General features: G+C 63.5%; 17 protein-coding genes. 11 read left to right on the top strand and 6 right to left on the bottom strand.

Annotated features, from left to right (window positions below):
• From X739_RS153055 to X739_RS153040, 4 genes are all read right to left on the bottom strand, one after another.
• Positions 1-858 (bottom strand): carbohydrate ABC transporter permease, encoded by an 858-nt coding sequence (locus tag X739_RS153055; protein WP_023771111.1) that lies wholly within the window; start codon positions 856-858, stop codon positions 1-3.
• Between the two features lie 9 nt (positions 859-867).
• On the bottom strand, positions 868-1,791 hold the full coding sequence (locus tag X739_RS153050) for a sugar ABC transporter permease (RefSeq protein ID WP_015318968.1): 924 nt from the start codon (positions 1,789-1,791) through the stop codon (positions 868-870).
• A 154-nt stretch (positions 1,792-1,945) separates the two neighbouring features.
• Entirely contained in the window at positions 1,946-3,391 is a 1,446-nt protein-coding gene (locus X739_RS153045) for an extracellular solute-binding protein (protein ID WP_023771112.1), read from the bottom strand.
• A 45-nt stretch (positions 3,392-3,436) separates the two neighbouring features.
• Positions 3,437-4,411, bottom strand: coding sequence for a sugar-binding transcriptional regulator (locus X739_RS153040; RefSeq protein ID WP_023771113.1), 975 nt, complete (start codon positions 4,409-4,411; stop codon positions 3,437-3,439).
• On the opposite strand from X739_RS153040, the gene X739_RS1000000170500 reads away from it, so the two are divergent.
• Positions 4,340-4,660 carry a hypothetical protein gene (locus tag X739_RS1000000170500; RefSeq protein ID WP_245273867.1) on the top strand — a complete coding sequence of 107 codons (321 nt, stop codon included), beginning with the start codon at positions 4,340-4,342 and terminating at the stop codon, positions 4,658-4,660. The genes X739_RS153040 and X739_RS1000000170500 overlap by 72 nt on opposite strands.
• Before the next feature lie 480 nt (positions 4,661-5,140).
• Here X739_RS1000000170500 and ftsZ read toward each other — a convergent pair whose 3' ends face one another.
• A complete protein-coding gene (gene ftsZ, locus X739_RS153035) occupies positions 5,141-6,178 on the bottom strand; it encodes a cell division protein FtsZ (RefSeq protein WP_023771114.1) in 1,038 nt (345 codons plus the stop codon).
• 436 nt (positions 6,179-6,614) lie between these two features.
• On the opposite strand from ftsZ, the gene X739_RS153030 reads away from it, so the two are divergent.
• The 3 genes from X739_RS153030 (at position 6,615) to X739_RS153020 (ending at position 11,157) form a co-directional block, all read left to right on the top strand.
• A complete protein-coding gene (locus tag X739_RS153030; protein WP_023771115.1) occupies positions 6,615-8,675 on the top strand; it encodes a N,N-dimethylformamidase beta subunit family domain-containing protein in 2,061 nt (686 codons plus the stop codon).
• A 185-nt stretch (positions 8,676-8,860) separates the two neighbouring features.
• Positions 8,861-9,559 (top strand): GntR family transcriptional regulator, encoded by a 699-nt coding sequence (locus X739_RS153025; RefSeq protein WP_023771116.1) that lies wholly within the window; start codon positions 8,861-8,863, stop codon positions 9,557-9,559.
• Positions 9,560-9,801: 242 nt separating this feature from the next.
• Positions 9,802-11,157, top strand: a complete 1,356-nt coding sequence (locus tag X739_RS153020) for a glutamine synthetase family protein (RefSeq protein ID WP_023771117.1) — start codon at positions 9,802-9,804, stop codon at positions 11,155-11,157.
• Positions 11,158-11,162: 5 nt separating this feature from the next.
• Here X739_RS153020 and X739_RS153015 read toward each other — a convergent pair whose 3' ends face one another.
• Positions 11,163-12,023, bottom strand: a complete 861-nt coding sequence (locus tag X739_RS153015; protein ID WP_023771118.1) for a MurR/RpiR family transcriptional regulator — start codon at positions 12,021-12,023, stop codon at positions 11,163-11,165.
• Between the two features lie 151 nt (positions 12,024-12,174).
• Here X739_RS153015 and murA point away from each other — a divergent pair, with 151 nt between their 5' ends.
• The 7 genes from murA to X739_RS152980 all read left to right on the top strand — a co-directional run bounded on the left by murA (position 12,175) and on the right by X739_RS152980 (position 20,606).
• Positions 12,175-13,431, top strand: coding sequence for a UDP-N-acetylglucosamine 1-carboxyvinyltransferase (gene murA, locus X739_RS153010; protein ID WP_023794638.1), 1,257 nt, complete (start codon positions 12,175-12,177; stop codon positions 13,429-13,431).
• Positions 13,428-14,309: an N-acetylglucosamine kinase gene (locus X739_RS153005; protein WP_023794639.1), complete on the top strand. Its 882-nt coding sequence runs from the start codon at positions 13,428-13,430 to the stop codon at positions 14,307-14,309. The genes murA and X739_RS153005 overlap by 4 nt, the downstream gene beginning before the upstream one ends.
• 166 nt (positions 14,310-14,475) lie before the next feature.
• On the top strand, positions 14,476-15,399 hold the full coding sequence (gene murQ, locus X739_RS153000) for an N-acetylmuramic acid 6-phosphate etherase (RefSeq protein WP_023794640.1): 924 nt from the start codon (positions 14,476-14,478) through the stop codon (positions 15,397-15,399).
• 120 nt (positions 15,400-15,519) lie between these two features.
• Positions 15,520-17,031 (top strand): ABC transporter substrate-binding protein, encoded by a 1,512-nt coding sequence (locus X739_RS152995; RefSeq protein WP_023794641.1) that lies wholly within the window; start codon positions 15,520-15,522, stop codon positions 17,029-17,031.
• Between the two features lie 31 nt (positions 17,032-17,062).
• Positions 17,063-18,022, top strand: coding sequence for an ABC transporter permease (locus X739_RS152990; RefSeq protein ID WP_023771123.1), 960 nt, complete (start codon positions 17,063-17,065; stop codon positions 18,020-18,022).
• Positions 18,022-18,861: an ABC transporter permease gene (locus tag X739_RS152985; protein ID WP_023794642.1), complete on the top strand. Its 840-nt coding sequence runs from the start codon at positions 18,022-18,024 to the stop codon at positions 18,859-18,861. The genes X739_RS152990 and X739_RS152985 overlap by 1 nt, the downstream gene beginning before the upstream one ends.
• On the top strand, positions 18,858-20,606 hold the full coding sequence (locus X739_RS152980; protein ID WP_023794643.1) for an ABC transporter ATP-binding protein: 1,749 nt from the start codon (positions 18,858-18,860) through the stop codon (positions 20,604-20,606). The genes X739_RS152985 and X739_RS152980 overlap by 4 nt, the downstream gene beginning before the upstream one ends.
• The last annotated feature ends 82 nt before the right edge of the window (positions 20,607-20,688 follow it).

Below are 20,688 nucleotides of genomic sequence, written 5' to 3' on the forward strand. Positions count from 1 at the left end.
CTATCCTTTCACCGCGCCGAGCGACAAGCCCTCGACCAGATAGCGCTGTGCGTAAAGGGCGAGCGCCAGCGTCGGCGTGATCGACAAGACGATGGCCGCCGAAATCTGGCCGTACTGGATGCCCGATGAAGTGATGAAGGCCAGCGCGCCGACCGTCACCGGCTGCTTGTCGGCCGAAGCCAACACCAGCGCGAAGACGAAATTGTTCCAGGCGAAGATGAAGGCGAGCAGGCCTGCCGCCGCGATGCCGGGGCCGGCGAGCGGCAGCGCGATCTTGCGGAAGGTGGCGAACCAGGAATGGCCGCCGATGCGGTAGGCATATTCGATGTCGGCCGGAATGTCCTCGAAATAGCCGCGCACGATCCACAGGATCAGCGGCAGGCATATCAACTGGTAGACCCAGATCAGGCCGATATAGGTGTTGGCAAGGCCGAGCTTCTGGAAATAGAGGGTCAGCGGCAGCAGGACCAGAAGTGCCGGCGCGAACTTGAACGACAGCAGCGTGAAGGCGATGTCCTCCGAACCGCGGAATTTGTGACGCGCGAAGGCGTAAGCCGCCGGCACGCCGAGCAGCAGCGAAACGGCGACCGAGGTCACCGACAGGAACACCGAATTCCAGAGATTGCGCATGAAGGCGATGTCGAGCGTGCCGGCGGCGGTCATCAGCTTGCCGGTGATCAACGCCGTGTAGTTGGCGAGCGTCGGATCGAAGATGAGCTGCGGCGGGATGCGCAGAATGGTCTCGTTGGTCTGGAACGACATCATGAATATCCACAGGATCGGGAACATGAAGAAGATCACGACCAGCGTCAGTGCCGCGCCGCGCAGGATGCGTTCGAGAAGCGAGGTATGTTCCATCGCCGCCTCCTATGCCTGGCCGCGGGCGCGTTCGCGCAGCCTGAGCCAGTTCTTGATGAAGATGTTGGAGAGGAAATAGGTGATCGCCCACAGGATGATCATGAGCGCCGCCGAGCGGCCGACATTGGTCGACTGGAAGAAGTTGAGATAGGCCTCGACCTGGAACACGGTCAGCGTGTCGCCCGGCCCGCCTTGGGTCATCGCGTAGATGATGTCGAACTGCTGAATGGAATCGAGCAGCCGGAACAGCGTCGCTGTCAGGATGTAGGGCGTCAGCATCGGCAGCGTGATGCGGAAGAAGACGAAGCTCCTCGGCACGCCGTCAAGCGCGGCGGCCTCGAAGGGCTGCGTCGGCAGGCTGCGCAGCCCAGCGAGCAGCAGGATCATGATGAATGGAGTGTAGACCCAGATGTCGACCAGCACGACGGTGAACAGCGCCGTCGACGGCGACGACGCCCAGCGAAAATCCTGCAGCCCGATGAGGCTGGCGAGATAGCTCAGCACGCCGAAGCCCGGATTGGTCATCAGCTTCCACATCAGTGCCGCCAGCGCGGGTGCCGTCATCAGCGGCATCAACAGCATGATCGAGATGAAGTTGTTGAGTGTCGAGCGCTTCTGCAGCAGCAGCGCGATGGCGAGACCGAGAAGCAGTTCCAGCACGACCGTGGTGCCGGCATAGAGCAGCGACACTTTCAACGTGTTCCAGAACTTCGGATCGGTGAAGAAGGAGATATAGTTGTCGCCCCAGTTGAACTGGCGCGCCCAGGGCTGGCTCAGACGATAGCGTTGGAACGAATAGACCACCGAGGTCAGGAACGGGATCAGGATGCCTATGCAGACCAGCAAGGCCGGCAGGCTGAGAACATAGGGCAGCACCCGCTTGCTGATCCTGAAGCCGGATGGCTTGAGCCTTTGCGATACCACCGCAGTCATCGAGCTGCTCCGTTGTTGCTGTCGCTTCGCCCTGCCGGCCGCCCAAGGGAGCAAGGCGGCCGGTGGGGCGAAATGGCACCTTTCGGCACCGCATCGCAAACATGAAAGATGTGGCGAGGGCCGAACCGCCAAGCAGGCCGGCCCTCGTTGCGACTTAACCGAGGCCGGCTTCCTTGAGCTGGCCGTTGATGCTCTCGGCGAGCTTGTCGAGGCCCTCGTCGACCGGCACTTCCTTGGACACCATCTTCTGCAGCGTCGCCGCCCATTCGGTGGTGAGATCGAAGAAAAGCGGCTGCGCCGTGAACTTGATCGAGGCGCCGGGTGCCGAGGCGTCGAACATCTCGACATAGCCCGGATAGCTCTTGTTCAGCTTCTCGCGGAAGACCTCATCCTTCCAGACCGACTGGCGGACTGGGTTGACGAAATCCATCTTGGTGGCGCCGAACAGCGCATGCTCGGGTCCGGAGGCCCATTGCATGAAGTACCATGTGGCGTCCTTGTCCTTGGAGAAGTTGGACATCGACAGCGACCAGATCCAGATGTTCGGCGTTGGTGCCTTGGCCTCCGGATTCGCCTTGAAGGCGGCGAAGGCAAGCTTGCCGGCCATCTTGTTGTCGCCGCCATTCATGAAGTAGCCGAGGATATCGGCGTCGAAGATCATCGCCGAGGCGCCGGCGCCGAGATCGGTTCCGACCTGGTACCACGTATAGGTCGACCAGTCCTTCGGGCCGCTCTGCTGGATCATCTGCACCCACTGCTTGTGGAAAGCCTTGGATTGGGCGGTGTTCATGGCGGCCGACAATTTGCCGTCGGCCGACACATTCAGGTCCTTCTGGTCGAAATTGGCGTAGGCCGACAGGAACCCCGGGTGAATGGTCGCCCAGGAGCGTGAGCCGCGCACACCAATGCCGTAGACGCCGCCACCGACATCCTTGGTGAGCTTGGCGGCAGCGGCCACCATCTCGTCCATGTTGCCGGGAACCTTGACGCCCGCCTTGTCGAACATCGCCTTGTTGTAGGTGATGTTGTTCTGCTCGAACCCCCACGGAATGCACCACTGCTTGGCGTCTTCCGATCCCAAAGCTCCGCCCGGCTTGCCGTTCCATGCGCAGGAATTCTTGACGCCTGGCAGGAAGTCGTCCCAAGCATAGTTCGGGTTGGTCTTGGCCGGATCCTTGATCCATTCGTTGAGGTCGGTGATCCAGCCGGCTGGGCCATAGGTCCAGGTCATGTACGCGCCGGTCATGAAGGCGTCGTATTCGGGCGAGCTCGCCGACAATGCGGCCGTCACCTTGTCGAAATAGACGTCTTCGGGGAATACGTCGTAGACGACGTTCATGCCGGTCAGCTTCTTGAAGTTCTCAAGATTGGCGATCATGGCGTCGGCATATGGATGCTTGTTGAGCAAGAGCTTGATGGTCTTGCCCTTATGCGCCTGCCAGTCGAAGTCCGCGGCGAGCGCGCGGGTCTGGCCCAGGTTGAGCAGCGTGCCGGCGGTGCCGGCGGCGAGGCCCATGGCACCCAGGCCCTTGATCAGTCCACGACGGTCGACTTGTCCGCGCAGGAAGGCGTCTATCAGGTCTTTCTCTTTCTCATGCATTTCGTCTTCTCCTCCACAGGGTAGTTTCAACTGGACTGTTGCCGGCTACCCGACCGGCGTCTCTTCCACGAGCGATCGCGCCGTGCGCTCGTCCGTTATCAGGCCCTCGAGATAGCGCCCCTCCAGCACCGACTTGATGGCGCGAACCTTGATCCTGCCGCCGGCGACGGCGACAATCCGGCGGCTGGCGATATCCTCGCGCGCCAGTGCCAGCGCCCGGTTGGAAACGGTCGTCGCCACTGCCTTGCCGGCCTCGTCGAAGAAATGGCCGAGCAATTCGCCGACACCGCCATTGCGACGGATCTCCTCCATCTCGCCCTTCTCGATCATGCCGGTGGCGACAAGCGAAGCCTCGCGTTCGGCGGTGCCGATCCCAGCAAACAGCAGGTCGGCCGATCTGGCGAGATCGAAGACCTCGCTGATCCCCTTCTGGCCCAGCAGCACGATGCGGTCATCCGCCGTGTTGGCGAACATCGGCACCGGCATCACATAGGCTTCGGCACCGGTGCGTTCGGCGAGACGGTGGATGACATCATGCGGGTTGGCCGAGAATTTCCGGGTCAGGCCACCAAGCAGCGACACGAAACGGATGCGGTCGGTGGTGGTGCGCGGCAGATATTCCACGCAGGCCGCGAGCGTGCGGCCATGGCCGACGCCGATCAGCGCCTGCTCGCCGCGCTCGATCTCGCGCTTGAGGAACTGCGCGCCGGCGATGCCGAGCGCCTTGAGCGGCAGATCCTCGGAATCGAAATCCGGGACCACCTCGCAATAGTCGAGGCCGTAGCGGCGGGACAATTCGTCCTCGAGCTCGACGCATTCCGACACTTCGCCGTCGATATAGACCTTCACCAGCCCTTCCTGGTTGGCCTTGGTGATGAGGCGGTGCGCCTTGAGACTGGTCAGCCCCAGCCGCTTGGCAACCTCGGACTGGGTCAGGCCGCCGGCGTAATGAAGCCACGCGGCCCGCGCCGCCATGCTGGCATCGTCGTCCCGAAAAAGGCCGTTTCCAAAACCAACCACGTTTCCGTCCCGATGATATTTTTATCAGTTGCTGCAAAATTTTTCACATGGCTTGGCCGAAGTCAAGCGCCACCTTCAAATGGCGTCGCGTCTGGTCGGCTGCCGCGCGACGGTTCGGCCGGGCACCTCAGGAGGGCAAGAGGTTCTTACTTCTTCGCCAGCGTGGACGTGCTTCGTCTGCCGCTTGGCGTGCTGACCGGCGTCGGCTTCATCGGCGGCGACGCCATCCTTCGGCGCGGCGATCTCTGACTGGGATCACCACCGCGGCCACCATGTGGATCATGACGATGATCGGACTTGCCTTTGGCGGGGCCAGTTTGGTCTTGCGGCAATTGCAACCGTGCTGACGCTACTGACACTTCAGGTGTTGAAATGGGTCGACCTCAAGTTGCCGCGCGACCACTATGCGGTCCTGTCGGTTTCCTGGGCAAAAGGATCCCCACCTGACCTTCCCAAGAGGGTGCGGCCGCTCGGCTATGGCGCGTGCCTTGCCAAGGTCGAGAATCACTCCAGCCGCGACCGCTTCGTGTACTCGTTCAATCTCGAATGGAGACAGCCCGATGCGACCCGAACCCTAGACGGCAATCCTGGCACTGGTCGCCCGCGAATGCGAGATCGAGCGATTCGAGCTCATCGGCGAGAAGGCGTCCTAAAGAGCACCGTTTCCGGCCCTGGCACGCGACAGATACCGCGGGTCGCCTGCCCGGGAGTGTTAATTCGAACGGAAGGCTACTGCAAGGTCCGTGCGGCGGACGGCATGGAATGGCCATGTGCCATGCCGGCATCGGCATCACCCTCGCCGAGCGAACGATCGAGGCCCGTCGCCACCACCGAGACCCTGAAGCGGCCTTCCATGCTCTTGTCGAAGATGGCGCCGACGATGATGTCGGCGTCCTCATAGACCTCTTCACGGATGCGCGTGGCCGCCTCGTCGACCTCGAACAGGGTCATGTCCCGGCCGCCCGAAATCGACACCAGCACGCCCTTGGCGCCCTTCATCGACATTTCGTCGAGCAGCGGATTGGCGATCGCGGCTTCCGCCGCCTTCATCGCCCGGCCGTCGCCGGAGGCCTCGCCCGTTCCCATCATGGCGCGGCCCATGCCGCGCATCACCGATTTGACGTCGGCGAAGTCGAGATTGATCAGGCCTTCCTTGACGATGAGGTCGGTGATGCAGCTGACGCCGGAATAAAGCACCCTGTCGGCGATGACGAATGCATCGGCAAAGGTGGTCTTGGCATCGGCGATGCGGAACAGGTTCTGGTTGGGGATCACGATGACGGTGTCGGCGGCTTCGCGCAGCCGCTCGATGCCTTCTTCCGCCATCTGCATGCGGCGCCTGCCCTCGAAGGTAAACGGTTTGGTGACGACGCCGACCGTCAGGATGCCGGCCTTGCGCGCCGCCTGGGCGATGATCGGGGCCGCACCGGTTCCGGTGCCGCCGCCCATGCCGGCAGTGACGAAACACATGTGGGTGCCGGCCAGATGATCCATGATCTCGTCTAGCGATTCTTCGGCCGCGGCACGGCCGATCTCGGGCAACGAGCCGGCGCCAAGGCCTTCCGTGACGTGGGCGCCAAGCTGGATCAGCCGCGTCGCCTTCGACATGGTAAGCGCCTGGGCATCGGTGTTGGCGGCAATGAACTCGGTTCCCTGAAGCTGTTCCACGATCATGTTGTTGATCGCGTTGCCGCCGCCGCCGCCGACGCCGATCACGGTGATCTTGGGTCTCATCTCGGAGATTTCCGGCTTCTTGAACTCGGCCATGCCTGCTTCTCCTTCGCCAATTGCGTGCGCTTCACGACCCACAAGCAGACTGCCTACAAGACATTGCAATCGAGCGGCATGACGCGAATCAGTCCGTTCGGATGGGTGCCCCAAAAAGCCAGAGAGCGGCCGGACGTGCAAGTGCGTGAAGGTCAAGTTTTGTGATGAAGAGGCCGAGTTGCGAGAACGACTGTCCGGTTTCGCACGATCGCGATAATGTCGTCGTCGATCAGGCACGAAGCGGATGCCTGCGATGGATGCGTAGAACTCGCATTGCCGATGGCCATCGATGGCTGAGCGAGATTCCTACGGACTTCGTCAGCAATCAAGGCCGTGGGGTATATACGACCTCCAGACCCAAAGGTTTGAAAGCATTGTCCAGTTTGCCATCGATGAGATTGCGACAGCCGGGATCGCGACGCGGATTTTCGCGGCGATGAAGCGCCCCGTCGACCACGGCGCCATGGCCGTCTCAGGCTATACCGTTCCCTGGCATACAGCGGCCGGAACACCGGTCGCCCTTCATGTCTCGGCGTCGCGGCAGGTATGCCACGTGCACGTCGTGCGGCTCGACACGCCCGCGGCCGAGCCGATGGGCTGGCGCGTCGAGCCGACGGGAAATGCCGTGTCTCACCGCGATTTCGATCACGGATCCTTCCTGAAGATCGCGGCGGCGGAACTTGCCAAGGCCACCGAGATCGAAGGCGTCGCCTTCGAAGTATACTTGACCCGCAACGATGGCGCCCGCGTGCTGTTCGAAAGCGGGAACCTGCGCCTCGGCTTGCAGGACGGGCGGCTGATGTCAGCCGCCGACGGCAACTCGCTCGATAGCGGCGTGGTCTTGCCGGCAAACACCTGGCTCAAGGTCGAGATTTCGTCGAACGACGGCGCGACCGTGCTGCGGATCGACTCGGACGATCTCCTGTCGCCGTTTCGCGTGGATCATCGATTCGACCTGCCGTGGCGGCCCCTGACCGGTGACATGGTCTTCGGCACCAGCACGGCAAACGATGTAAGGTCGCTGAACGCCAAGTTCTCGGCGATCTCGCTGCGAACCGCGGCCGGTCGTATCGCCTGGATTTTTCCGACCCTGCTGCCGAGCGGCCCGCTCGCCTCGACACGCACCGATCGCGTCCTCTTGCTGGAGACGATCAACCAGCCCGCCTTCTGCATGACCTCACGCCGTTGGGATGGGTCGAGCTTTGATCCCCGCTTGGTGCCATCGCATTACGACGCCGTGCATTGCCATGACGACGACATGGGCGCGTTGGGCTGGCCCCCCTCTTATCATCTGCAGATCCCTGCCGATGCCTCTGCCGGCGTCTATGCCTTCGAAGTCAGCCATGACGGTGGATCGGAGCGCATCGTCTTCTTCATCACCTCGACGGCACGCCGGGCACCGCTGCTGTTCCTGGTGCCGACGGCCACCTATCTCGCCTATGCCGATGAATTCCTACCGGCGCATCTCTACGAATGGATGTGCGAGGATCGCGGCCATCGCTTCGCGATCGATAACAATCTGAAGTCGCTCTACGACTATCACAGCGATCTCAGCGGCGTGTCGATCTGTTCCACGAGGAAGCCCAAGGCGACGCTGCGCGACGACTACAATTATCCGCTCTGCGGCTGCCCGCACAACCTGCCCGTCGACCTGCATTTTCTGCGCTTCTGCCACAAGAATGATATCGGCTTCGATCTCATCACCGACCGCGACCTGCACGAACTGGGTCTTGCCTGCCTGCAGGGCTACGAGGCGGTCATCACCGGCAGCCATCCCGAATACATGTCGGTCGAGATGGAGCATGCGCTGCGCCAATTCGCGGCGGCGGGTGGCAGCATCGCCTATCTCGGCGGCAATGGTCTTGCCGGCAAGGTGGCGTTCCAGGACGATCTGATGGAATTGCGCCGCTCGCCGCTCGAGGCGGGCCGGACCTGGGACGGCTCTATCGCCGAACAGTCACTGTCGATTACCAACCAGCCGGGAGGGTACCTGCGCGCCAGCGGGCGCGGCGAGTTCTCGCTGACCGGCGTCGCCATCTCGCTGATGGGGTTCGACGGCGCGCGGCCCTTCACACGCACGCCTCAAAGCCATGAAGCTTCCGCTGCATGGCTGTTCGACGGCGTCACCAGCGAGACCTTCGGCGACGAGGGCATCGTGCTTGGAGGAGCCGCCGGCTACGAGGTGGATGCCACCGACCCGCATCTGGGCACATCCCCCGACACCATGGTCATTGCGCGCGCGACCGGGTTCCCGGACAGCTTCATCCATGACGCCACGCGATGGTACGAAGGAGGTGACAGAGAGCGCGAAGGGCGCCGTTGCGCGGAGATGACGCTGCGCCATCTGCCCTCGGGCGGCCTGATCTTCTGCGCGAGTTCGGTCGCTTGGTGCGGCGCCTTGCCTGTGGGCGATGCCATGAACGACGTCGGCCGGATCACCAGGAATTTGCTGACGCATATGGCATTGGAGAAGAGCGGGCCGGTTCCGGATCGATAGGCGGAAAGGAAGGCAGCCCGCCGCACCGCGCCGGCTCCTGCGGTTGGCTTGCCGCGCAACGATCGAAGCGTCTATCATGCTCGATCAATCGGCGGCTTGGGTGTTCCCGCCGTGCCAGGCCTAAGCTTTGTCCGCGGCGCGTGTCGTCAGGTCATTTTCAGAACGGATGAAGGTGCGCCCCGCCAATGGCCGGCAGAACACATTTCGGTTTGACCGCCGTAGACACCGTGCCCTTGCACGAGAAGGTCTATCTGGAGCTTGTGCGAGCCCTGATGTCGGGCCAATTCCTGCCCGGCCAGAAGCTGACCTCGCGCAAACTCGCCAAGGAACTCGGCACCAGCGACATGCCGGTGCGCAGTGCCTTCATGCGGCTGCAGGCATTGCGGGCACTGAGCCCGATGCCGAATGGCAGCGTCGAGGTGCCGGTGATCTCGGCCGAGCGGTTCTCGCAATTGACCGCCGTGCGCACACTGCTCGAAGGCCCGGCAACCGAACTTGCGACGAAACTGATCAACGGCAACAATCTGCGGACGATCCGACGCCATTGCACGGAACTGACCCTGACGGCCAGCAAAGGCGATATTGGCGACTATCTCAGGAAGAACCACGATTTTAAATTCTCGATCTATCGCCATTGCGGCAACGAGCAGATGATCTTCCTGATCGAGACGGTGTGGATGCAGGTCGGCCCGTTTCTCAGGAACCTCGCCATGGGATTCGAGGACGACCTCTCCTCCATTCTGGATATCGACTATCACGAGGAAGTCGTTGCCGCGATCGAGGCGCAGGACGGTGGGCGAGCGCGGGCGGCCATCGTTCGCGACATCGACGAGGGTGCTGCCCATATCCTGCGGCAGGTCAGATTCCCGGAAGCGAGGAGCTAGACCGGTGTCTCCTGGCCCCCCGATGCCGCTTGGCTTTCCCTTGCCTTGTCGCTATGTTGCGATCGCAGATCGCGCAATTGGTTCCTGAAATGCCTCCCGACATACCGGCTAATGACTTGAAAAGATGAAGGAAAATTTCCGACCTATGTCGGAGATGCCTTCATGAACTCGTCAGCTGCTTTGTCGTAGAAAATAGGGTGCTCGCCTCAGACGCGACACCGCAGGGAACCAGAGGTTTGAAATTGAGCGATGCAATTAAGGACGTTTTGAACTGGCTTGAAAGCCGAAGCGACATCCTGAGCCTGAGGGCCGCGGTGTGCGACCTCAACGGCATCATGCGGGGAAAACGCATCCCCGTCGAGCAGGCCCGCAAGGCGCTGGAGGGCAAGCTGCGCATGCCCTACTCGCTGATCGGGCTCGATGTCTGGGGCGAGGACATCGAAGGCAACAGCCTGGTCTTCTCGACCGGCGATGCCGACGGTCTTTGCCAATGGACGGGTCGCGGCATTCTGCCGGTGGAATGGACGGCGCATCCGACGGCGCTCGTCCCGCTCTGGCTCGCCGATGAGAGCGGAGCGCCCTATCTCGGCGACCCCCGGCGGGCACTGGCCCGCATCCTCGATCGCTACAAGGCGCTCGGCCTCACTCCTGTCGCGGCGACCGAACTGGAATTCTACCTGGTCGATCCGCAATCACAGCGGCCGGTCGGGCCCGTGTCCCCGGTCACCGGGCGGCGTCTCGATTCCGACGCGGCGCTGTCGATCGACGAAATCGACGATTTCGAAGCCTTCATCCACGACATCTATGAAGCCTGCCGCGCGCAAGGCATTCCCGTCGATACGGCCATCGCCGAAAACGGCGTCGGCCAGTTCGAGATCAACCTGAACCATGTCGCCGACGCGTTGCGGGCGGCCGACGATGCGGTGTTGTTCAAGCGCACGGTGAAGGGCATTGCCCGCAAGCACGGCTTTGCCGCCTGCTTCATGGCCAAGCCCTATGGCGACCGCGCCGGCAACGGCTTCCATGTCCATTTCAGCCTGGTCGATGCCGATGGGCGCAACGTGTTCGACGACGGCACCGACCAGGGTTCCGACACCATGCGACACGCGGTCGGCGGGCTGCTGGCGGCGATGGCCGAAAGCACGCTGGTGTTCGCGCCGCATTTCAATTCCTACCGAAGGCTGCGCCCGAGATCCTACGCGCCGACCGCGGTCGCCTGGGGTTACGAGAACCGCATGGTCGCGATCCGCATCCCCGGCGGCCCGACCGGCGCGCGCCGCATCGAACATCGCGTCTCGGGAGCCGACGCCAACCCCTATCTCGTGCTTGCCGCCATACTGGGTGCCGCGCTGATCGGCATCGAGAAGCAGATGTCGCCAGGCGACCCGGCGGGGAATGACGGGCAAGGCGTCGCCCCGGCCAAACTGCCGCCGGACTGGGCGTCCGCGATCGCAACCTTTGAAGGCGGGACGCATGTGGCGGAGATCTTCCCGGCGATCCTGCGCGACTCCTTCGTCGCCTGCAAACGCCAGGAATTGAATACGTTTGCCCTCAACGTGAGCGATTTCGAGGTCGAGACCTATCTCGAAAGCGTCTGAGGCCTCTACGACGAGCGCTCGGCCTTCAGCACCGTGACCGCGGCCTCGCTGTTGTGAACGTAGTCGTTGGCGTCGGGCTGCTTCTGAACCAGCAAGATGAACAGAAGGTCGGTCAGCGTCAGCTGGGCGTCGCGCGCGGTGATGGAGGAAGAGCGCGCACGTTCCTCGTCAGCGAGGGTGTAGAGGCGGATGTCGGCGACGCGGCTCAGCGGATTGTCGTGCAGGCCGGTGACGGCGATCACCGTCGTGCCACGCTTGCTGGCAAGTTCGGCGATGCGCAAGGTTTCGATACTGGCGCCGGAATAGGACAGCGCGAACAGCACATCGTCAGGCCCGAGCGTCGAGGCGTTGGCCATCTGGATGTGGCTGTCGCTGTCATGCAGCACATTGCGGCCGAGCTTCATCAGCTTGTAGGAAAAATCACGTGCCACTAGCGAGGAAGCGCCGACGCCGACCAGATGGATGCGCCGCGCGCCATCCAGCAGGTCCAGCGTCCGGGAGAGAATGCGCTCGCTGTTGGCGGCCACGGTCTGCTGCATCGACAGCAGCTTGCTGCCGATCAGCTTCTTCAGGATGACCGGAAAACCGTCACCCACCTCGATCGAGCCGTGGATGACGCCGGCCGGCACCTGCCAATCCTGCGCCTTGGCCTCGCTGACGGCGAGCTTGAGCTCCTGGTAGCTGGCATAGCCGAGCTTCTGGCTGAACTTGACGACGCTAGACTGGCTGCGGCCGATCTCGGCCGCGAGTGCGGCCGTCGACAGCCGCAGCATCTGGTCGGGATTGCCGATAATATAACGGCCTATCTCGCGATCGCCGGGCGCCATGCCGTCGAGCTCGGCACTGATCCTGCTTAAGACGGACACGGAAATCCCTCGCTCTTCCTTGCAAGAAGAGGAATAAATTATTCCAATTTTGATTGACAGCCAAGAACGCAGAATTAATTCTCGACTTGGCCCGGGGTCGTCGCTCGGGATTCCCGGGCAGGTCACCGGATTGGCCGTCAAGGTTCCAGCCATGGACAGATTGCGGATCGTCGGCGGACAGAGACTGCAGGGCGCGGTCACCATTTCGGGCGCCAAGAATGCCGCTTTGCCGCAGATCGCGGCTGCGCTGCTCAGCCCCTATCCGCTGGAATTGACCAATCTGCCCGATGTGACCGACGTCGAAAACATGCTCGGCGTGGTGCGACTTCACGGCGCCGAAATCACCCGGTCCGCCCATGCCGCCACCATCGACACAAGTACCGCCGTTTCCAAGGAGACGTCCTACGACACGGTTCGGAAAATGCGGGCGACGGTGCTTGTCCTGGCGCCGTTGCTGGCGCGGTTCGGCCATGCCCGGGTTTCGCTGCCGGGCGGCTGCGCGATCGGCGCGCGGCCGCTCGACATGCATGTCGCCGCACTCGCCGCGCTCGGCGCCAGGATCGCCGTCGAGAACGGCCTGATCGTCGCCGCGGCCCCGAACGGGCTGACCGGCACGCGCATCGTGCTCCCCTCGCCATCGGTCGGGGCGACGGAAACCGCGATGATGGCGGCGACCGCGGCCAAGGGCGAAAGCGAGATCCTGAACGCGGCGCGCGAGCCGGAAGTAGCCGATCTCGCCGCTTGCCTCGTTGCCATGGGCGCGCGCATCGAGGGCGCCGGCACGCACCGTATCCTGATCGCGGGCGACACCAGCTGGCATGCCACCAGGCATGACATCATCCCCGACCGCATCGAGGCCGGCACCTATGCCATCGCGGCCGCAATCACCGGCGGCCAGCTCGAACTGACGCATGCCCGGCTCGAGCACATGGCCTCTGTCGTGCAATTGCTGGAGGCTACCGGCGTCAGCGTCTGGCCAGGCGATCGCGGTCTGATCGTCTCGCGCGACCGACCGCTCAAGGCCGCGGATCTGACGACGGAACCTTATCCGGGCTTTCCGACCGACCTGCAGGCGCAGTTCATGGCGCTGATGTGCTGCGCGCAGGGTGCGTCGCTGCTGCGCGAAACCATCTTCGAGAACCGCTTCATGCATGTGCCCGAACTGATGCGGCTCGGCGCCAACATCAAGCTGCAAGGCACCATGGCGCTGGTGCGCGGCGGCGAGAAATTGCACGGCGCGCAGGTGATGGCCACCGATCTGCGCGCTTCGGTGTCTCTGGTGCTGGCCGCGCTGGTCTGTGAAGGCGAGACGACAATCAACCGTGTCTATCACCTCGACCGCGGCTACGAGCAACTGGACCGCAAGCTGCGCCTATGCGGCGCCGACATCGAGCGGCTGGGCGCATGAATACCGAAGCGGATTATTTTCTCGGCGTCGATGGCGGCGGCACCGGTTGCCGCGCCCGTGTCGAGGACGCGCAAGGCAAGGTGCTGGGACAGGGCCTGTCGGGGCCGGCGACGACGCGGCTCGGGGTCGAGGCAGCCTGGGCCTCCATCGCCAAAGCTTTCGGCGCGGCGATCGAGGAGGCAGGTTTCGCGCCAGCCGAAACCGCCAAGATCCATGCCGGCGTCGGACTTGCCGGCATCGGCCGCAAAGGCGCGCTTGAGGCGTTGCGGGCAATCGCGCACCCCTTTGCCGGCATCGACTTCGTCAGCGACGGCATCGGTGCCTGCCTTGGCGCGCATTCCGGCCAGGACGGCGCCATCGTCATCGCCGGTACCGGCTCGATCGGCCTCGGCTTCGTCGAGGGCCGCGACCTGCGCGCCGGCGGCTACGGGTTTCCGATCTCCGACGAGGGCAGCGGCGCCGACCTTGGACTGAAAGCCGTGCAACTGGCATTGCGCGCCCATGACGGCCGCCACGAGCGCACGGCGCTGCTGGCGGAGGTCATGCAGCGCTTCGCGGGCGACCCAATGGAGACCGTCGCCTGGATGGACCGCGCCAGCGCCACGGACTATGCCGCGCTTGCACCCATGGTGATGCGCCATGCCGACCAGGGCGATCCCGTTGGGCGCCGCATCGTGCAAGGTGCCGCCGAACAGATCGACACGCTGGTGCGAGTGCTGTTCGAGAAGGGCGCGCCGCGCGTGACGTTGCTGGGCGGCCTCGCCAGCCCGCTCGAACCATGGCTTTCTCCCGATGTGCGCCGCCGCCTGAAGCCCGCCGACGGCGACGCCGTATCCGGCGCGATCATTCTTGCCAAGCGGTCGGTTTGCAAGGGATAACCACATGGATAGGAATAAAATATTCCAAACCTCTGTTGACGATGTGAATATCAAATTCTAAAAAGTTAACAAAGAAAAACTGCGATGACGGACCAAGGACCGGCCGCACTGGTTGCCAGACGAGTGTTGCCGGGCGCCGTGCGGCAGAATTTTTGAAAGCGCTGGGATGACCGAGCAAGGGTTGATGTCCGAGCTGGATCGCTTGGTTTCCGAGGGTCGGAACCCAAGGACCGTCGACATCGATCTGCTGCCGACCATCGACGTGCTGCGCAGGATCAATGACGAGGACAAGATCGTCCCTGCGGCCGTCGAAAAGGTGCTGCCCGAAATTGCCGCCGCGGTGGATCGGATCGTGCTTGCCTTCCAGAGGGGCGCGCGGCTCATCTACATGGGCGCCGGCACCAGCGGCCGGCTTGGCGTGCTCGACGCTTCGGAATGCCCGCCGACATTCGGCGTGCCCGAACGCATGGTGGTCGGCCTGATTGCCGGCGGGCCCGACGCGCTGGTGCGCTCGCTCGAAGGCGCCGAGGATGACCCGAAGATGGCCACCAAGGCCTTGCAAGGGATCGGACTCACACCCGACGACGTGGTGGTCGGCATCGCGGTCAGCGGACGCACGCCCTACGTCATCGGCGGGCTGAACTATGCCAAGCGGGTGGGCGCGACAACGGTCGCCCTCTCCTGCAATCCGGCATCGGCCATTGCCGGCATCGCCGACATCGCCATCTCGCCCGTCGTCGGCCCCGAAGTGCTGACCGGCTCGACGCGGCTGAAATCGGGAACCGCGCAGAAGCTGGTGCTCAACATGCTGACCACGGCCTCGATGATCCGGATCGGCAAGAGCTACCAGAATCTGATGGTCGACCTGAACCCGTCGAACAGGAAGCTGGTGGCCCGGGCGATCAGGATCATCATGCAGACCACCGGCTGTACTCCGCAACAGGCACGAGAGTCGCTCGACCGGACCGGCAATGACGTCAAGCTGGCGATCCTGGTGACCATCACCGGCCTCGACGTGGACGCGGCGCGGGCTGCTTTGACCAGGGCCGGAGGGTTCCTGCGAAAGGCGATCGGTGACGAAGCGACCTGAAGCCGCTTTAGACAAGACGGCGTCAAGCCGCATAGACTGGGCCGACACTCCATAGCATGTGTGCCTTGGAAGCGGTCCTCGGAAACTGCAAGGCATCGAGTTCAATAATGGGAGACGAGAATGGTTCATCTTACAAGAAGGCTGCTTTCGGGCATCACCCTTGCCGCGATGCTCGGCATCGCGACGGTTTCGGCGCAGGCGGCGACGCTGCATATGGCCTGGTCCCAAGACGCCACCGGGCTTGATCCGCACAAGCAGACGGCCTTTTCGTCGCTGCGGCTCTTGGAGCTGATCTATGAGCCGCTGGTGCGCGTCGACGCCAGCCTGCGGATCATCCCCGCCATCGCCTCCTCCTGGGAGTTTTCGAAGGACGGCAAGGAGCTGACCTTCAAGCTCGATCCCAAGGCGAAATTCCAGGACGGCACGGCCGTGACCCCGGCCGACGTCAAGGCGTCGTTCGAGCGCATTCTCGACGAGAAGACCGGCGCCGCCGCCCGCGCCAACTTCCTGTCCATCGCCAGCATCGATACACCCGATCCGGCGACCGTCGTGTTCCACCTGTCGCAACCCGACGTGCCGATCCTGACGGCGATGAGCGACGTCAACGCGGCCATCGTTCCGGCGTCCGAGATCAAGGCCGGCTCGATCGGCACCAAGACGGTCGGTTCGGGCCCGTTCAAGCTCGACAAATGGGATCCCAATGCCAAGGAAGTCTTGAGCGCTAACAAGAACTGGGCCGGCGGCGCGACCGGCGTCGACGGCATCGAGATCAGCGTGCTGCCGGATGAGGCGGCGATCCTCGCCGCCATGCGCACCAAGCAGATCGATTTCGCGCTGCTGAATGACCCGCTCGTCGCCACGCTGGTGCCGAAGGAAGCCAGCCTGCAACTCAACCGCGTGCCGGTGCTGGCCTATCACGTGCTGCAGCTCAACCCGTCGCGTAAACCGATGACCGAGCTCAAGGTGCGCCAGGCGATCTCCTGCGCCATCGACCGGCAGGAGGTGCTGGACACCGCTTCGCTCGGCGAAGGCAAGGTCACCGGACCGCTGACCATCCCGGCGCTGGCGACCGATCCGAACCAGTTGTTCTGCTACAAGCGCGATGTCGAAAAGGCCAAGAAGCTGATGGCCGAGGCCGGCTTTGCCGACGGCTTTTCGGCGACGGTGATCGGCGCCACAGGCGAGCCGCCGACGGCAGTGGCCGAAGCGCAGGTCATCCAGTCGCAGCTCGCCGAAATCGGCGTCAAACTCGATATCAAGATGATGGAGCTCAACGTCTATGTCGACGCCTGGCTGAAGGGCGATTTCGACATGGCGATCGCGCTCAATGGCGGCCGGGCCGACCCCTATACCATGTACAACCGTTACTGGACCAAATCAGGCAATCTGCAGAAGGTGGCGAACTACATCGACGATACGCTCGATGCCCTGATGCAGCAGGGCCGCGCAGAAACCGATCCGGCCAAACGCAAAGCGATCTTCGCCGAATTCGAGAAGCATCTCGCCGAAATGTCGCCGTGGATCTGGCTCTACACCTCGTACAGCTACACGGCCCAGCAGAAGAACATATCCGGATTCGTGCCGACGCCGACCGGCACGCTGTTCAGCCTGAGCAAGGTGACGATCCAGTAGCTTCGGCAACGGGACGAGAGGTCTTCCTGGCGTGAACTATCTCCTGCGACGGCTGGCGACGTTTCCTCTCGTCCTGCTTGGCGTGTCCATCCTGGTCTTCGTGGCGATCCGGATGGTGCCTGGCGATTCGATCACGGCAATGCTGGGCACCGAGGCCGGCCTGCTGACGCCGGCGCAACGGGATTCGCTCGCCGCCTATTTCGGCATCGACCAGCCCTGGTTCGTCCAGTACTGGCACTGGACCGGCGGCATCCTGCACGGCAATTTCGGCATATCCGTCACCTATGGCAGGCCGGTTCTCGACGTCATCCTCGAGCGCTTTCCGCTGACGCTGGAACTGGCCGTGCTGTCAATGATCATCGCGCTCCTGGTCGGTATGCCGGCCGGCATCCACGCCGCCACGCACAATGAGAAGCTGTCGGATCTCGGTGTGCGCGTCGCCGCGATGATCGGCCAATCGACGCCGAGCTTCGTGCTTGGCTTGTTGATCATCTACACGCTGTCGGCGGGCTTCGGCGTGCTGCCGGCGATGGGCGAATTCGTGCCGCTCTGGCAGGATCCCTTGCGCAATCTCAGCCAGTTGATCCTGCCAGCCATCACGCTCGGCTTCGCCTTCGCGGCATCGGTCACCCGCATTGCGCGATCGGCAATGCTCGACGTGTTGAGCGACGATTATGTGCGCACCGCGCGCAGCAAGGGCGCTTCGGCGCGCAGCGTCATCTGGCGGCACGCGCTTCCCAATGCGCTGATTCCGGTGGTGACGCTGAGCGGCATGGAATTCGGCTATCTCCTGGGCGGCGCCGTCATCGTCGAGCAGATCTACGCCCTGCCCGGCCTCGGACGCATGGTGCTCGACGCCATCCTGCAGCGCGATTACGCGCTGGTGCAGGGCAGCGTGCTGTTCATCGCCTTCAACTTCATGATCGTCAATCTCCTGGTCGACCTCGCCTATGTCGCGCTCGATCCGCGCATCCGACTGGGGGAACAGTGATGCGCATCCTGCGTGCCATCTTCGGCCATGGCAGCGGCCGCATCGGTGGCGTCATCGTGTGCGTCTATCTGCTGCTTGCCATCCTCGGTCTGCTCGGGTTGACGCCGCACAATCCGATCACGCAGTACCGTATCGACCGGCTGCATGCGCCCAGCGCCGCCTACTGGATGGGCACCGACCTGTTCGGCCGCGACGTCGCCAGCCGCCTGATGGCGGGCATCGGCCAGTCTTTTACCGTCGCCTTCTTCTCGGTGGCCTTCGCGGCGCTTGCCGGAACGATCCTGGGGTTGGCCGCCGCCTGGCTCGGGCGCCGCTGGGACGGCGTCGTGATGCGGATCATGGACGTGCTGCTGGCCTTCCCGGCGATCCTTCTGGCACTGCTCATCGTCACTGTCGCCGGACCCGGCACCTGGACCAGCGTCGTTGCCATCGGCATCGTCTACACGCCGATCTTCACCCGTGTGGTGCGCGGCCCCGCGCTGTCGCTGAAGACACGCGAATTCGTCGATGCCGCGCGTACCTTCGGCAGCAGTTCAAGCTACATCGTCACGCGCCACCTGCTGCTCAACCTGGTGGCGCCGCTGACCGTGCAAGTGACCCTGGCACTCGCCTGGGCGCTGCTGACCGAAGCCGGCTTGAGTTTTCTCGGCCTCGGCACGCAGCCGCCCGCCGCGTCGCTCGGACTTATGCTGAGCGACAGCCGCAATCTGATGGAGACGGCACCCTGGCTGATGATCTTCCCGGGCCTGGCGATCATGATCAGCATCCTCGGCTTCAACCTTCTGGGCGACGCCTTGCGCGACATACTCGACCCGAGGACGCGGAGCGCGTTCGCATGACCCCGCTCTTGTCAGTCTCGGACCTGCGCGTCGGCTTCAGCCGCGATCCCTGGGCCAACGAGGTGGTGCGCGGCGTCAGTTTCGATATCGCCGACGGCGAGACGCTGGCCATTGTGGGCGAAAGCGGCTCGGGCAAGTCGGTGACGGCGCTGTCGATCAACCGGCTCGTCGATTTCGGTGGCGGCCGCATCACTGGTGGGTCGATGAAGCTCAAGCGGGCCGATGGCACCATCTTCGAGTTGACGACCGCGACCGAACCGCAACTGACCGGCATTCGCGGCGCCGAGATCGGCATGATCTTTCAGGAACCGATGACCTCGCTCAACCCTGTGCTGACCATCGGCACCCAGATCGAGGAATCGTTCCGCCTGCATCGCGGCCTGACCGGCCGGCAGGCCACGGCGGCAGCGAGGGACGCGCTCGACCGCGTGCGCATTCCCGATGCCGCGCGCCGGCTGAAATACACGCCCAACCAGCTGTCCGGCGGCATGCTGCAGCGGGTGATGATCGCCATTGCCCTCGCCTGCAACCCGCGCCTGCTGATCGCCGACGAGCCGACGACGGCGCTCGATGTTACCGTGCAGGCACAGATCTTGGCGCTGCTTGCCGAGCTGAAGCGCGAAAGCGGCATGTCCGTTATCTTCATCACCCACGATATCGGCCTGGTTGCCGGCATCGCCGACAAGGTGATGGTAATGCAGAACGGGCAGGCCGTCGAACAGGGTGAGCTCAACCGTGTCCTCGACAGCCCCCAGCATCCCTACACCCAGCATCTGCTGCATGCCGTGCCACATTTCGCCAGCGGTCGCGCGACGCGCTCGGATGGGCAACGTGACAACGGCGCGAGCGCCGAACCGGCCTTGAAGGTCGATGGCCTGGTGGTGCGGTTTCCCCTCAAAAGCAGTTTCTTCAGCCGCGCCACCGGCGCGGTGCATGCCGTCGATGGCGTCGATTTCGACCTGATGCACGGCGAGACGCTGGCCATAGTCGGCGAGAGCGGTTCGGGCAAATCCACTGCGGCCAAGGCGATGCTAGGGCTTGTGCGGTCGACGCGCGGCAGCTTCTCGGTCAGCGCCCGAGCGGCCTCGCCGAGGCGCAGCGCCAAGCCCATTCAGATGGTGTTCCAGAACCCTTACGCCTCTCTCAATCCGAGGCTGACGATCGAGAGCATTCTGGCGGAACCCGTGATCGCCACCGGCGGCCGGGTGGATGCCGAAACGCGGGCCAGAATGGCGTGCCTGCTGGAACGCGTCGGCCTGCCCAAGAACAGCCTCGAGCGCTATCCGCATGAATTCTCCGGCGGCCAACGACAAAGGCTGTGCATCGCCCGAGCGCTGATGCTCAACCCGTCCGTCGTGGTCCTCGATGAAGCAGTGTCGGCGCTCGATGTGTCGGTGCAGGCCAAGGTGTTGGAGCTGCTGGTCGACCTGCAGCGCGAGTTTGGGCTGGCCTATCTGTTCATCTCGCATGACATGGCGGTGGTCGAGCGGATAGCGCACCGCATCGCGGTCATCTATGCCGGCCAGATCGTCGAGATCGGCGACGCACAATCCGTGCTGTCGAAGCCGAGACATTCGTATACGAAGAAGCTGATATCAGCCGTTCCGGCCATCGACCGTCGGCGTGAGCATTTCGAGATCGACACGCGCCAGGTACCCTCGCTGGTGCGCCCGCCAGGGTTCGAGCCGGCGCCGGCGAAATGGGAGCGGTTTGGGGTGGATCATGTGGCGAGGGCGGAGGCTTAGAGATGTTTGCGGGACAGCGCCATCTCTCCGAGGGTGGCCGGCATTGAGCGACCTCCCCGAGATTTTCGATAGCGCATTCCAG

Source organism: Mesorhizobium sp. LNHC209A00 (assembly GCF_000502915.1).
Lineage (GTDB): Bacteria > Pseudomonadota > Alphaproteobacteria > Rhizobiales > Rhizobiaceae > Mesorhizobium.